We start from the raw sequence: 12,504 nt of genomic DNA on the forward strand, positions 1-12,504 counted from the left end.
CAGGCCGCCCGGCCTGCCTCGGTAGGCTTGACGGCGATGAGCAGAACCACGGGCCCCGCACACACGACGAGCAAGACGACCTCCCGATCCTCCCGCCTGACCCTCGCCGCTGCCGGCGCCCTCCTCGCGCTCGGGCTCTCCGGCTGCGACGCCAGGGCCGTGCTGGACGGTCCCACCGGCCCGAACTCGGCCGCGAGCCAATCTCCGGCAACCGCCGGCACTGCGCTGGCCGCCCTCGAGCAGATCCCCCTCAAAGGCCGCGCCCCGAAGACCGGCTACAGCCGCGAGGAGTTCGGGTCCGCGTGGGCCGATGTCGACCGCGATGGCTGCGACACCCGTAATCAGGTCCTCAACCGGGACCTTTCCGACGTCGTGCACGCCACCAGCGTGCCCTGCAAGGTGGAGTCCGGGGTCCTCGACGACCCGTACACGGGCACCCGCATCGAGTTCCAGCGCGGCCAGGACACCAGCTCCGACGTCCAGATCGACCACATCATCGCCCTCTCGAACGCCTGGCAGACCGGCGCCCAGCAGCTCACCGCCGAGGAGCGGCTCCAGCTGGCCAACGACCCGCTGAACCTCCGGTCTGCCGACGGCCCCACGAACGGCGTCAAGGGCGACGGGGACGCCGCCACCTGGCTGCCGCCGAACAAGGCGTTCCGCTGCGAGTACGTCGCCACCCAGACCGCCGTGAAGGCCAAGTACGAGCTCTGGATGACCGCCGCCGAACACGACGCCATTGTGCGCGTCCTCGACACCTGCCCCGACCAGCCACTGCCGACCCGAGGCGGCGCCAAGGGACAGCCGGTGGCCGTCGACGAAACGCCCGCACCTGCGGCGACTGAGGAGCCCGGCACAGAGGCTTCTGCAGCTCCGGCCGGCGAGATCGCCTACGCCGACTGCGCCGAGGTGAAGGCCACCGGCGCCGCACCGATCATGGCCGGCGATCCCGGGTTCAGTCCCGCCTTCGACGGCAACGGTGACGGCATAGGGTGCGAATCGTGACGGTGGGGGCGGACGGTGGCATCGTGTGTCGGCTCACCCTGCCTGGATTCGAAGTCCATCTGGAGAGCGTCCGCTCCTGCCCATCACCGGCGTTCCGGAACGTGTGCCACTGGTCCCGAGGTTTCACCACGATCTCTCCCGGTCCGGCGTAGGACACCTCGTCGTCGAGCAGGAAACCGACACGACCGTCGGTGACGATGGTGCATTTCATCAGCGCGGTTGCGCATATGCAGTGGTACTCCGAGTTCGCGGCCCGTCGGGTTGAAGCTCCTATCGTCAGCTACCGGAACAGACCGATTGAGCAGGTGTTGAGGAGATCCGCGACGGCCGGTTCAGCCTGCTGCAGGACCACCTGTTCAAGAGCCCGAGCACCGCAGACGCCGTCGTCGCAGGCCTCAACCCCGCGCGGTGCGCCGGGCGGTGTACCGATACATCCTCACGGCCAAGAACACGCGGTTCGACCTCGCCGTCCAGCACCTACTGCCCGGCACCCGCCGACACCAAGCCCGGGAACGCTTTCGTCGAGACCCGCCAGGCCGTCAGCGGCGGGTGTGCGGCCGCGCGTAGCGGCGCATCAGATCGGTCAAGGCCAGGATCGTGATGATGATCGACACGGCGACGGCGGCGAGGCCCACGTAGAGCCCCGTCAGCATCGCCATGGGCGAGCTCGCGCCGGCCAGGTAGCCGATGCCACCGATGGCTCCGACAAACCAGAACACGGCCACCGCGAGCAGCACCAGCAACGACGGCAGAGCCGCCCGATTGTCCCTCAACCACTGCGTCGGACGTACCTTCTCGATCCCCATGAGCGCCATGATCCAAGCATGAGTCCGGGACACGGCACCGCCGCCGTCGACACGTACCGGTTCGGTCACGATGTGATCCGATGAATGGCCTGGGCGCCGTGGATCACGGTGCACCCAGCCCCTTGACGCTATATCCAACAGATTCAGTTGGAGGTAATATCCGCCTCGGGGGATGAAGCAGGGCAGGGTTCTTGCCGGGCGGCCCCTCGCTGTCCACAAAACTTCGTTCTCAGGATGATCTCCGTGCCCAAACTGCCGTCCCTCCTCGCCCTCGCCGCGACCACCGCCCTCCTCGCAGGCTGCGCCAGCGCCCCTGATGACGAGCGGGCCGCGGCTCCTACGGCTGCCGCCAAGACTGCTTCGGCATCTCCCAGCGCTCCGAAGCCGTCCGCCACCCCCGTAGCGACCCCCTCTGCTACCCCGCCAGCGGCCCCTGCAGCGGAGTCGGTCGCACCGGAGGCTCCCGCGACGGTGCCCGCCCCCGCGATCACCCCGCCTGTTGCCCTTCCAATTGAAGCTCCCGCGGCCCCTGCAGTGACCGAGGCGCCGGCGGCGGCTCCAACCATCACGGCCGATCCGGAAGCCGTGGTACCCGCAGGCGTCGTCGTCACGCCGCACCCCGAGTGGGGCGTGGTGAGCACCACCGTCACCCAGGGGTCCTCGTTCACGATCAACGGCAGCGGCTACCAGCCCGGGCAGCAGATCATCATCAACATGGGCATCGCCCAGTCCGACGGCATGGTGATGGACGAGCAGTCAGCGATCACCGACGCCGGAGGGGCCTACAGCTTCACGATCACGATCGGGCAGGATCTCGTGCCGCGGACCTATGGCGTCCTGACCTATCCCGCGGATGCTCTGGGGAACGGCCCGGCCCTCGAAGCCTCGAAGCGCTTCGCCGCCATCGAGGTCGTCGCACCGTAGCCGAAGGGTCGCACCCGGCTTCGTCGGCAGCCTGGCGCCGGCTCCGGTCGCGCGAGCCGGATGCGGAACGGAGACACCGGGCGTGCCTACGGGCGGCGGTACCGGCTGATCATGGGACAGTCGAAAGGGTCCCGGGCAGACAAGCCAACGTGGTTGAGGTGGGTGATCACTGCCCTGTAGGACGCCAGCACGCGGACTTGTGTGTAGGGAATGCCCACCCTCTTGCAGTGTTTCCTGACGATGAGGCTTGCTCGGCGCAGGTTCGGCCGGGGCATGTTCGGGAACAGATGGTGTTCGATCTGGAAGTTCAGGCCACCGAACACGGAATCAGTGAACGTGCCGCCTGTGACGTTGCGCGAGGTGCGCACCTGACGTTCGAGAAAATCCGCGGTGGTGTCGTGGGCCAGAATCGGCATTCCTTTGTGGTTCGGGGCGAAGGCGGCGCCCATGTAGACACCGAAAACCGCCAGCTGCACGCCGAGGAACGCGCAAGCCATCCCTACTGGCAGGAACCAGAACAGGACGCCGAGGTAGCCGCCGAAGCGCACGCCGATCAGGGCCAGTTCCACCCAGCGGCCAGACACCGGTTTCCGCTCGACCAAGGTCCTGAAGGACTGAACATGCAGGTTGAGGCCTTCAAGAGTCAGCAGTGGGAAGAACAGATAACCCTGCCGTCGCGTGAACCACGCGCTCAAGCCCGTCTTCGCGGCAGCGTCATCGGCCCGGAAGGAAAGGGTGCCCATGGCGATGTCGGGGTCTTTCCCGACGGTGTTCGGAGTGTTGTGGTGTCGTGTGTGTTTGGTGATCCACCAGGCATAGCTGATCCCCACGAAACCCGCGGCGAGTATCCTGCCTGCCCATTCATTGGCCGTACGGGAGGTGAAGATCTGGTGGTGGGAAGCTTCGTGGCCGAGGAACGCGAGCTGTGTGAGGATGACTGCCAGGGTTGCGGCGATGAGCAGTTGAGCCCAGTGGACACCGACCAGCACGAACCCGATACCCGTCGCGGTCAGGGCGAGCATGAGCAGGAGAAAGACGCTGATGTAGAACGGTCGGCGCCTCTCGAGCAGCCCATCGGCCCGGATCTGCTTCAGGAGCGTGGCATATGAAGCAACGGCGTCATTCGGTGTGGCGATCCGCACCTTGCGCGTCACCGACGGAGCGCGTCCGGTGCCTGGCGGTCCCTGATTCGGAGAAGCCCATAGGCCAGGGTCGGCGACACCGGATGTTGCATCGTCCACAGGGTTCATCTGCCAGCCCCTCTTGTCTCAGCCTCGTGGCGCCGATGGAACGGCGAATGGCCCGCTGGCAGGGTCCGGGACAGCACCATCAGGATACGTCTGCCCAGAACCACCGGTACGATCCAGAACAACGTGATGCTCGGCGTCCGAATGCGGGTTGCCTGATTTACTATCCAGCGCAAGACCCATGGCCGTCTGCGTCAAGGCCACCCGGCCCGCCCGTTCAATACTGGTTCCGAGGTCTATCAACCTGTCCCCACGATGCCGCAGAAATCGACGTCCGCGGTAATTTCTACGCGCGCCCGTGCCTCACCAATGTGTCTCACGTCGACTCCTCTTGACCTCTTGACACCACTCGTCCTTTCCATTCCACTGGTGTCGGTCTCCGTGATGGTCCGTGGTCATAGGAGGGCTTCGAATGGATGGGGAGCCGGGGCAAGTTGCGGCGTTCGATCGGGCGATTCTGGGGTTGGCGGATGTCAGCGACGACGCTCTCGGGTCGATCATCGAGGACGATCTCGGCGTCCGTGGCGTCGAGTTGGCGAGTTGCCACGCAGAGGTGGCCGAGTACGACCTCGACGCGCTCACCACGGCAGGGCGCTACAGGGTTCATGGCACTGCCAGACACGCGGGCGGTGTGTCTCCGTACTCCTTCTTCGTCAAAGTGGTGCAGTCCTGGACCCGCTCGCCCCAGTTCGAGCAGGTTCCCGAGGCGTTCCGTGAGATAGCGGCGGCGAGCCTTCCGTGGCGCAACGAGCCTGCTGTCTACAGGTCCGATCTCCGGGATCGTCTCCCCGACGGTTTCTCGATGCCCCGTGCGTACTCCGTTGTCGACATCGACGAGTTCTCGGCCGGTCTGTGGCTCCAGTTCATCGACCACGACGCGAGTCGATGGGGAATCGATACCTTCGCGCGCGCCGCCTACCTGCTCGGCAGATTGGCCGCGAGCCCGACCGTTCGACCGCTCCGCACTCTCGGTAGCACTGACGTGGTCCGTGGCTACGATCGTGGTCGGCTCGAACATCAGGTGCTGCCGGTGCTCCGCAGCGAGGAACTCTGGGCTCATCCGCTGGTGGCGGGGGCGTTCGATCCTGACCTGAGGCATCGCATACTGGATGCAGCTGAAGCGCTGCCGCGCTTTGTGGAGGAGCTCGACGGAGCTCCGCTGGGCAGCGCGCATGGCGACGCCTGTCCCCGCAATCTGCTCGCGACGAGCGGGAACCAGGAGACGCTGGTCCTGATCGACTTCGGATTCTGGTGCGAGGCGCCGCTGTCCTTCGACCTCACCCAACTCATGGTCGGGGAGATTCAGACCGGGGAGCGTCCTGCGTCCGAGCTCTCCCACCTGGAAGGCGTGTGCCTGCCGGCCTACCATCGGGGGCTGATCGACGAAGGATGCACCGTCTCCCTCGACGCCCTCAGACGCACCCACGCGCTCCTGATGCTGCTGTTCTACGGCTTGTCCGCGGTGCCGCTCGAGGTACTCTTCGGTTTGCCCGCACCAGGGTCGGCAGACGTCGTGCGGGAGCGTGCGCGAGCAGCCTCCTTCGTCCTCGATCTACTCGACTCCACCCGCGGCCCGTGAGTCGGCGACGTCGGAGCGGATCATGTGAACCACTGGTAGGTCGTCTTCAATCTTCTCGATCCCGTCCGGCCGAAATCCGTGTTTGCGGTAGAACGCCTGTGTTCGAGGATTCGGACGGGCTACCCATAAGGTCGCTGCTTCCCATGGGGCGAGCACCGCTTCGAGCAGGTTCGTCCCGGCCCCGGACCCATGCCACTGCTTCAACACGTAGAGGACGTAGAGGTGAAGTGGATCGGACTCCTGAGCACCCGGCCCTGACATGGCGATCCCGACGATGATTCCGTTGTCCTCCGCGACAGCTACTCGGTGAGTGATGAATCGTGGATCCGTCAGCACAGTGTTCCATTGCCGCTCCCGTGCGGAGGTGAAGCCCGGATCGTCGAGGATGTGATCAGAGATCAGGCCGCGATAGGTCTCGTTCCACGCCTGCACGTTGACGTGCGCCATTGCAGGGACATCGGTCAGCTGCGCAGGGCGAACCCTGATGGTCTGAGACATTTCGTGAGTATAGGGGCCGTTCCCTCCGCTGCCCGGCCCGCCGCGGGCCAGACGTGCGTCCTCGCTACAGTGCCGCGGCAACCAGGGTGATCAGCGGAGGTACACCCTGACCGAGCGCACCGCCGATCCCCTTGCCCTTCGGTCTGCCCATCGCCATCCGGTCGGCAATGAACAACACAATGCCGGAGAGCATCATGAACCAGCAGATATAGATCACCAGGGCGCGGCCGACGGCTTCATCACCCATGGCCCAGAGGGCGACACCCAGAATGATGCCGGCGGCGAGGAACAGGTTATAGAAGCCGACACCGAAGGCCCACAATCGGACGGCCGGAACATCGGCGGTGTCCGTGAGGAAGACCCGATAGTGCACCCCTTCCCGCTCGAACAACAAGGCCTCGCAGACGAACACGGCGACGTGGATCAGTGCCGCGATCAGGGCGAAAGTCCAGACAACGGTCGTCATGGCACGCCCTCCAGTGTCACCGGATGCCGGGCCAGGACTGCCTGAAGCTCAGCGGCGGCGTCCTGGATGGATCGGCCACGGGGGACGGCGGCATCAAGGTCGGCATGGAACCGGCCCATCGCTCCTGTCAGGCTCATGACGAGGAATGTGGTGGACGGGGTGAGCACAGTGAAGGTGTGGAGGGCGTTGGCAGGGATGGCAAGGGAACATCCTGGACCCAGGTCGTAGCCCTCGTCCCCCACCTGGACGATCATCCTGCCGTGCAGCACATAGTAGGTCTTGTCCCAGCCGGTGCGGTGCAGCGGAGTCGCGGGACCGCGGGGCGCCATCACCTCGAACAGCTCGTACTGATCGGCCGTGCTCTCGGCGCCGACCTTGACCGTGAGCACCGCGTCCGGGGAAGCGAGTTCCACGCCGTCGCCGGCTGGTGTGTATTGGACCGTGGTTTCCATGCGGCCCACGGTAGGCGCGGCGTCGTGCAGCGGTCGATCCCAGAATTGTGGGGATGTGAGGAGGGTGCCGCGGTGCCATACTTCTGGTGTGTGGGACGAACGCGCTTCCCGCCTCCGCCGGGAAATCACCCAACTCGCTGCCGCCGGACTCAGTGTCAGCGAACTCCATGCCGCGGCGATCGAGCTGGTGGGCCGGACCGTCAGCACCGATCTGACCTGCTGGGCCAGCATCGACCCGGAGACCCAGGTCATCAGCTCCATGGTCAGCGGTCAGAACCGGATACCGACCGAATATGAGTCTCGACTGGCCGAAGCCGAGTACTCATTGGATGAACCGCATACCTTCGCCGCCCTCGCACGTCAGGGCGCCACCCTCGCCAGACTTTCTGACCTGTCCGCCGACGATCGGAGGCGCAGCACCAGGCTCCACAGCATTTGGCGACCACTCGGGATGGACGAGGAGCTCCGAGTCATGTTCAGAGCCGACGGCGTATGTTGGGGTGCGGCGGGCCTGGTCCGGTCAGGAGTGGAGTTCACGGCGCGGGAAGTGGAGTTCCTGGCGGCAATTGCGCCGGCCATCGGATCGGCCACCCGACTCGCAGTGCGCTCGGAGGCGCAGGGCGGTACGGGGCCGGGTCGGCCGGCCCTGGTGATCATCGCCGCGGATGGCCAGCTCGTAGGGGTGACGCCTGACGCCCGGGAATGGCAGGAGCGGCTCGACGCAATTGCTCCCGGGCGATTCCGGGTGATGATGCAGGTCATGGCGTCAGGCTCGCATGCAGCGGCGGCGGGATACTTCAAGGCACGGCTGCGCGACGCCGATGGGCGGTGGGCGGTCCTCCAGGCCAGCACCCTGATCGGCGGGGAGGAGGATCAGGTGGCGGTGGCCATCGAGCCGGTCACAGGCGACCAACTGGTCGGGCTGCTGCTGCTGGCCTACGACCTGAGCGCCCGGGAACGGGAAATCTGCCGTGAGGTGATCGGTGGACACTCCACAGCTGAGATCGCCGGTCACCTGTTCATATCAGTCCACACGGTGCAGGATCATCTCAAGTCGGTCTTCGCGAAGGTCGGCGTCCGTAGCCGTGGCGAGCTTGTCGCCCGGTTGCGCCCCGACAATGCGGACGGATACGCCACCACCGGCCCGCAGTTCGCTCGGCTCTGACTGTTGCTCCGGATCCTTGAACAACCGGGCGCCGGTCGGATGGGCCTACTGCGCGTCGCGGGATATTTCCTTGAAGTAGCGGGCAACGGGCCACCGGTCGAATCCGGATGCCTCGTAGAGCCGACGGGCCGGCGCGTGTCCCGGATCATCGCCGGTCTCCACCATCACCATGCGCATTCCCCTTGATCGCACGCGTTCGATCGAATGCTGGATGAGCGCGCGACCAAGTCCTTTCCCCTGGTGCGGTGGGTCGACAGCGAGGACGTAGATCTCACCCATGCTGTCCTCCGGGTGGAGTCGTGTGCAGACCCACCCGACGGGTGAGTCGTTGATCAGCGCGACATCTATGTTCTCCGGTTCACCGTCGAGGGTGGCAGCCAAATCGTCGTACTGGCGCCTGCGCCAACCCTCGGGATAGAACGACTCGTAGACGAATGCGGAGACGGCCGACTCCAGTCGAGGAAAGACGGGTTCCCACGCGCGGAGCGACAGTGCCAGGAGCGGTTCGCGGTGTTCGGCAGCAAACGGGACGATTCGCATGGATCAACATTAGCCAGAGGAGCTCACCCCGGTGTCGGCATTGCCCGTAAGCATCTGTCTCACACCGGGACGTTCGGCAACGTCCGCGAGCGGATGGCTTCGCTCTATCGGTGCTTGGCCGACCCCTTCCCGCACGCCTCGCTTGCGGACATCCCCGGGTCCGACAACGGCATCGGTGGCGGCCATAATGATGGCTCGAGGTCGCACGGGGAAGGAACACTGATGGCTATGCCGACGCACGACTGGCAGCTCACCACCGCTGAGACGGTTGCCCGGGCACTCGCCGTTCTCACCGAACACCGGTTGGGTCTGAACGGCGGAGGCGTGCCCGGACAGCTGAGCCTTACCGGCGGGAGCAGCCTCGAGGGTCTGCTCACCAAAGGGGACATCGACTTGCACCTGCGGGTGATGCCCGGTGAGTTCGCGATTGCAACGTCCAAGCTGACGCTCATCTTCGATCGGGCTCGACAAGAGATCTGGACACCATCGTTCGCCGTGTTCGAACGAGATTCCACGCCACCGGTCGGGATCGCCGTGACGGTCGTCGATTCGGAACACGATCGGCGGTTCGTTCGGTCCTGGGAACGAATGCGCACCGATGAAACAGCACGACGCGACTACAACCTGCTCAAACGACGGGGTGGCGACGTTGAAGCCGCCAAAGCGCAGTTCTTCACCGATCTGGTTGCATGATCGTGCCGACGATCGGCAGGTGTATTTCCTTACTGTCCGCCCGGAGCAGTGGTTGCTGGGCACCGCTTCAATCTTGACGGCGACCACAGCCGGCGGGAAACTGATTGCCTCATCGCGAGCCTCGTCGAGGCCAGTCGCCCCGCCGCCATGGCGGCCGGACACCATGACAGTCACCCATGCGTGACAAGGAAATCAGAGCCCGAGTCAGGAGATCCTGATGAACACCGCACTTCGCGGCACCACTCCGACCACTGCGTCGATCGCCGCAACGGAGGGACCATGATGTGGACCACGGACCAAGTCATCCAGATGCGCGCGGACCGACCGGTCTACCGCGACACCGTGCAGGACAATGAGATCGCCTGGATCCGCACCGGTGAGGAGACCGGCGGGGAGTACAGCCTGCTCTACAGCGATTCCTCCGCTGGCGCCGGCGTGTTCCCGCACTTCCACACGCGCTATGAAGAGACCTTCTACGTGCTGGAGGGATCCCTCGACATCGAGATCAGCGGTGCAGACCGCCATCTGCAGCCGGGGGAGAACGCCACTGTGCCGTTGAGGGCGGTCCACCAGTGGCAGAACACCAGCGATCGCCGGGTGCAGTTCGTCGTCGAGGTCCGGCCCGCCTACCCGTCGTTCGAGAAATGGCTCGCGGTGCTGCAGAACATGTCCTCCGACGGAATGACCCACGCCGATGGGCGCCCGAAGAATATCTCGCACGGGGCGCTGATCATCGTGGACTCCGACATCCACCTCGTGGGCCGCGACCGGGCGATGATGCCGGTGTTCCACCTGCTGGCGCGCCGGGCCCGACGCAAGGGCGTCGACCGCCAGCTCGAAGAGCGCTACTGGCACCAGCACTGACGGAACAGGCCCCGGTCGTGCATCGCGGGCATCGAATTACGGTGCTTCCAGAGCAATCCCTCGGGGCCGAGCAGGACCATGGTGTTGTAGAAACTCCCAGGCCGCACGGATTCCCGTTCGTCCACACCGAGGACGCAGTACATCTCATGCTTGGCCCAGGCCTGGATGGACCTGTCGATCCGGGCCCCAGGGACATCGATGGAGTTGTTCCAGAGGCGGATCCAGAGTTCATCGAATCCGTCGAATCGGGTTGCTTTATGGGCCCAGACCCCTGAGGGTAAGGCGGGATGAAGGTTTCGGGGAGGACTGCGAGCTTGACGCCCTGGCATGATGCCTCGTCCAAAAAGCGATGCGCCTTGGATACCGACGCCTCGGCATCGAGGATCACGGGTGTGGCCTGAACTGCTGCGATGCGCACAGTATCCGCGGACATGACGCGCAGTCTTCACCCGGCTCAGCACGTCATCAATGCTATGGCGGCGCTTCGGCCGGTGTGCCGGCCGGGACCTGTGACTCCGCTGGCTCTCCGTTCGGGGAGCTCTCTGAAGCCGTTACTGGCGAGAACCCGGCGGTGCCAGCAATGCGTCCTGAAGTTCTTTGCTGACGCCTTCGGGAACGTCCAGATCGACGCCCATCGCCAGCAATGCCCTGCTGAAGAAGTTTCGCGCGGCCGCAGCCAGAGTGATGTCGGCGATCTCACGGTCGTTGAAACCAACGTCGCGTAGTCGCTGCGCGTCGCTTTCAGTCATGGAAGCGGCATCGGCACTGAGCTTCCCTGCGTAATCCATCATGGCCACCTCCGCTTCTGAAAGGCCTGCATTATGGAAGTCCCTCGCTATGGCCAGCAACTGTTCTTCACCGATGAATTTGAGCGTCCTTTTCCCGTGAGCCAATCTGCAGTGGCTGGATCCAATGACCTGCGCCGCAGCCAGCGTCACCAACTCGTAGCGGCGAATGCCCAGGGAGGAGCTGATCGCTTTGGTGAGGGACTCCCAGGCGAGGTAAGCCTCCGGGTTCAGGCTCATTGCCTTCGTGTGGCTCGGCACATAGCCGAGCGATTTGCGGTCGGCGTCGTAGATTTCAGCGATCGAACCGCGGGCCTCGGCCTCGGGCGGCATTTTCAGGATTGTCATTGAAAGCTCCTTGCAAGTGGGGCGGTAGGCAAGGCTGGGATCCGGGGGAGGCTTCGGGCCCGCCGGTGGAGGCCACCGGACCCATTCTGGTCTTCCAGCAGATGCTTTGTAAACGACGCCCAAGAGACCCGGCTCCAGCGCAGTCGGTGGGTCACCCAGCGTCAGGCCGGGAGCGTGCAGGTCACCTACGCCCTGTGTCTGTCGAGGCGCGGTCAGGTGGAATCTCTCGCGCAGTGCCGTGCATAGCGTTCGAGCGCCTCGCCTCCTGGTTTTCTCCGCAAATAGATATGCAGGTGCTGTCCCGATGGGGGATAAGCAGTGCGGGTTATCGCTGGGCAATTCCTCGTGGCCCATACCTATTCTCTTTCGGGAAATGCCTTTCCGCGCAACTGCCTTCCCTCCTCGACCTCGCTCCTATCACCACCCTCCTCGCAGGTTGTGCCAGTAAGCCTGTCAACGAGCCTGCCGCATCCCCGAAGCCGTCCGCGACCCCTTCTCCGCACCCTCCAACACGGCGAAGCCCGGGCGGACGCCATGGCGCGTTGGCCTTCATTTTTCTACCGCCCCCATGTCAATGCTCAGCCGATGCCTGCTGACCCCTATATCCGGCGCTTGTAGTGGTCGTGGGTCAGCTTCAGCTGCTCTGCCCAGAACGCGTACTTCCGCTCGTCGGATGCGTTCGGCTCCAGATGGCCGAGGTTCTCCGCAAGGGTGTAGAACTCGCTTCCGGGCTCCCGTTCCACCTCCGAGAGCGTCGCGACCGACGAGAGCATGAACCGACTGTGCAGGAGGTCCTCCTTCACGACGTCGGCGAGGAGCGCGCCGAGCGCATCGCGGTCAGCAGCCTGGGAGAAATCGAACGGTTCCGTATCGGTGTCCTCACTGATCTGTCGATTGAGGTCCTCATAGGTGATCAGCTCCTGCCGGCGGGCAGTGTGGACCATGATGCTGCGGGCAGCCTCCATGACTATGGCCCGGTCCTCGTCAGTGCGTGCGTGCGGCATGCTGCCCCTTCCGTCGGCTTCCGAAAGCCTATCCGTCCCAGCTCCGACGATCTCCCGATGCCCAGGCAGTCCGGGCGTGCCCGGGAACCACACGGCGACCGGTGGTTTCTGCTCCACCACGATATTTA

At 64.9% G+C, this 12,504-nt stretch carries 15 protein-coding genes and 1 pseudogene; 6 read left to right on the top strand and 10 right to left on the bottom strand.

Annotated features, from left to right (window positions below):
- Positions 1-36: 36 nt before the first annotated feature.
- Positions 37-1,005: a GmrSD restriction endonuclease domain-containing protein gene (locus tag AC4D2F_RS00725; RefSeq protein WP_490909111.1), complete on the top strand. Its 969-nt coding sequence runs from the start codon at positions 37-39 to the stop codon at positions 1,003-1,005.
- On the opposite strand, the gene AC4D2F_RS00730 is transcribed toward AC4D2F_RS00725, so the two are convergent.
- Together AC4D2F_RS00730 and AC4D2F_RS00735 are read right to left on the bottom strand one after the other, a co-directional pair.
- Positions 956-1,216, bottom strand: a complete 261-nt coding sequence (locus AC4D2F_RS00730) for a cupin domain-containing protein (RefSeq protein ID WP_490909112.1) — start codon at positions 1,214-1,216, stop codon at positions 956-958. The two genes, AC4D2F_RS00725 and AC4D2F_RS00730, sit on opposite strands and share 50 nt — an antisense overlap.
- Positions 1,217-1,544: 328 nt before the next feature.
- Positions 1,545-1,880: a hypothetical protein gene (locus tag AC4D2F_RS00735; protein ID WP_490909113.1), complete on the bottom strand. Its 336-nt coding sequence runs from the start codon at positions 1,878-1,880 to the stop codon at positions 1,545-1,547.
- A 174-nt stretch (positions 1,881-2,054) separates the two neighbouring features.
- Between AC4D2F_RS00735 and AC4D2F_RS00740 the strand changes: the two genes are divergently transcribed.
- The gene (locus AC4D2F_RS00740) at positions 2,055-2,735 is read left to right on the top strand and encodes a hypothetical protein (protein WP_490909114.1); all 681 of its coding nucleotides are present in this window, start codon (positions 2,055-2,057) and stop codon (positions 2,733-2,735) included.
- Positions 2,736-2,821: 86 nt separating this feature from the next.
- Here the strand turns inward: AC4D2F_RS00740 and AC4D2F_RS00745 are convergent, their stop codons facing one another.
- On the bottom strand, positions 2,822-3,889 hold the full coding sequence (locus tag AC4D2F_RS00745) for a fatty acid desaturase family protein (RefSeq protein WP_490909115.1): 1,068 nt from the start codon (positions 3,887-3,889) through the stop codon (positions 2,822-2,824).
- A 505-nt stretch (positions 3,890-4,394) separates the two neighbouring features.
- Between AC4D2F_RS00745 and AC4D2F_RS00750 the strand changes: the two genes are divergently transcribed.
- Positions 4,395-5,561 (top strand): phosphotransferase, encoded by a 1,167-nt coding sequence (locus AC4D2F_RS00750; protein ID WP_490909116.1) that lies wholly within the window; start codon positions 4,395-4,397, stop codon positions 5,559-5,561.
- Here the strand turns inward: AC4D2F_RS00750 and AC4D2F_RS00755 are convergent.
- The 3 genes from AC4D2F_RS00755 to AC4D2F_RS00765 all read right to left on the bottom strand — a co-directional run bounded on the left by AC4D2F_RS00755 (position 5,535) and on the right by AC4D2F_RS00765 (position 6,977).
- Positions 5,535-6,059 (bottom strand): GNAT family N-acetyltransferase, encoded by a 525-nt coding sequence (locus AC4D2F_RS00755; protein WP_490909117.1) that lies wholly within the window; start codon positions 6,057-6,059, stop codon positions 5,535-5,537. The two genes, AC4D2F_RS00750 and AC4D2F_RS00755, sit on opposite strands and share 27 nt — an antisense overlap.
- A 64-nt stretch (positions 6,060-6,123) precedes the next feature.
- Positions 6,124-6,525, bottom strand: a complete 402-nt coding sequence (locus AC4D2F_RS00760) for a DUF1304 domain-containing protein (protein WP_490909118.1) — start codon at positions 6,523-6,525, stop codon at positions 6,124-6,126.
- Complete coding sequence (locus AC4D2F_RS00765) at positions 6,522-6,977, bottom strand: cupin domain-containing protein (protein WP_490909119.1); 456 nt, start codon at positions 6,975-6,977, stop codon at positions 6,522-6,524. The genes AC4D2F_RS00760 and AC4D2F_RS00765 overlap by 4 nt, the downstream gene beginning before the upstream one ends.
- An 88-nt stretch (positions 6,978-7,065) precedes the next feature.
- Between AC4D2F_RS00765 and AC4D2F_RS00770 the strand changes: the two genes are divergently transcribed.
- Positions 7,066-8,142 (top strand): response regulator transcription factor, encoded by a 1,077-nt coding sequence (locus AC4D2F_RS00770; protein WP_490909121.1) that lies wholly within the window; start codon positions 7,066-7,068, stop codon positions 8,140-8,142.
- Positions 8,143-8,187: 45 nt separating this feature from the next.
- Here the strand turns inward: AC4D2F_RS00770 and AC4D2F_RS00775 are convergent, their stop codons facing one another.
- Positions 8,188-8,682, bottom strand: coding sequence for a GNAT family N-acetyltransferase (locus AC4D2F_RS00775; protein ID WP_490909122.1), 495 nt, complete (start codon positions 8,680-8,682; stop codon positions 8,188-8,190).
- A 222-nt stretch (positions 8,683-8,904) separates the two neighbouring features.
- Here AC4D2F_RS00775 and AC4D2F_RS00780 point away from each other — a divergent pair, with 222 nt between their 5' ends.
- Positions 8,905-9,375 (top strand): hypothetical protein, encoded by a 471-nt coding sequence (locus tag AC4D2F_RS00780; protein ID WP_490909123.1) that lies wholly within the window; start codon positions 8,905-8,907, stop codon positions 9,373-9,375.
- A 279-nt stretch (positions 9,376-9,654) separates the two neighbouring features.
- Positions 9,655-10,239 (top strand): cupin domain-containing protein, encoded by a 585-nt coding sequence (locus tag AC4D2F_RS00785; protein ID WP_490909124.1) that lies wholly within the window; start codon positions 9,655-9,657, stop codon positions 10,237-10,239.
- Positions 10,240-10,516: 277 nt separating this feature from the next.
- Here the strand turns inward: AC4D2F_RS00785 and AC4D2F_RS00790 are convergent.
- From AC4D2F_RS00790 to AC4D2F_RS00800, 3 genes and pseudogenes are all read right to left on the bottom strand, one after another.
- Positions 10,517-10,672: pseudogene (locus AC4D2F_RS00790) on the bottom strand (nitrilase-related carbon-nitrogen hydrolase); the annotation flags it as partial.
- Between the two features lie 118 nt (positions 10,673-10,790).
- The gene (locus AC4D2F_RS00795; RefSeq protein WP_490909125.1) at positions 10,791-11,372 is read right to left on the bottom strand and encodes a carboxymuconolactone decarboxylase family protein; all 582 of its coding nucleotides are present in this window, start codon (positions 11,370-11,372) and stop codon (positions 10,791-10,793) included.
- A 599-nt stretch (positions 11,373-11,971) separates the two neighbouring features.
- The gene (locus tag AC4D2F_RS00800) at positions 11,972-12,496 is read right to left on the bottom strand and encodes a hypothetical protein (protein ID WP_490909126.1); all 525 of its coding nucleotides are present in this window, start codon (positions 12,494-12,496) and stop codon (positions 11,972-11,974) included.
- Positions 12,497-12,504: the final 8 nt, after the last annotated feature.

This window comes from Arthrobacter sp. TJ-263, from assembly GCF_058269155.1.

Excerpts from the sequence above, each read along its gene's own strand:
- AC4D2F_RS00725 (WP_490909111.1), top strand. The coding sequence starts at position 37 with ATGAGCAGAACCACGGGCCCCGCACACACGACGAGCAAGACGACCTCC.
- AC4D2F_RS00730 (WP_490909112.1), bottom strand. The coding sequence starts at position 1,216 with ATGAAATGCACCATCGTCACCGACGGTCGTGTCGGTTTCCTGCTCGAC.
- AC4D2F_RS00750 (WP_490909116.1), top strand. The coding sequence starts at position 4,395 with ATGGATGGGGAGCCGGGGCAAGTTGCGGCGTTCGATCGGGCGATTCTG.
- AC4D2F_RS00755 (WP_490909117.1), bottom strand. The coding sequence starts at position 6,059 with ATGTCTCAGACCATCAGGGTTCGCCCTGCGCAGCTGACCGATGTCCCT.
- AC4D2F_RS00760 (WP_490909118.1), bottom strand. The coding sequence starts at position 6,525 with ATGACGACCGTTGTCTGGACTTTCGCCCTGATCGCGGCACTGATCCAC.
- AC4D2F_RS00765 (WP_490909119.1), bottom strand. The coding sequence starts at position 6,977 with ATGGAAACCACGGTCCAATACACACCAGCCGGCGACGGCGTGGAACTC.
- AC4D2F_RS00775 (WP_490909122.1), bottom strand. The coding sequence starts at position 8,682 with ATGCGAATCGTCCCGTTTGCTGCCGAACACCGCGAACCGCTCCTGGCA.
- AC4D2F_RS00780 (WP_490909123.1), top strand. The coding sequence starts at position 8,905 with ATGGCTATGCCGACGCACGACTGGCAGCTCACCACCGCTGAGACGGTT.
- AC4D2F_RS00785 (WP_490909124.1), top strand. The coding sequence starts at position 9,655 with ATGATGTGGACCACGGACCAAGTCATCCAGATGCGCGCGGACCGACCG.
- AC4D2F_RS00795 (WP_490909125.1), bottom strand. The coding sequence starts at position 11,372 with ATGACAATCCTGAAAATGCCGCCCGAGGCCGAGGCCCGCGGTTCGATC.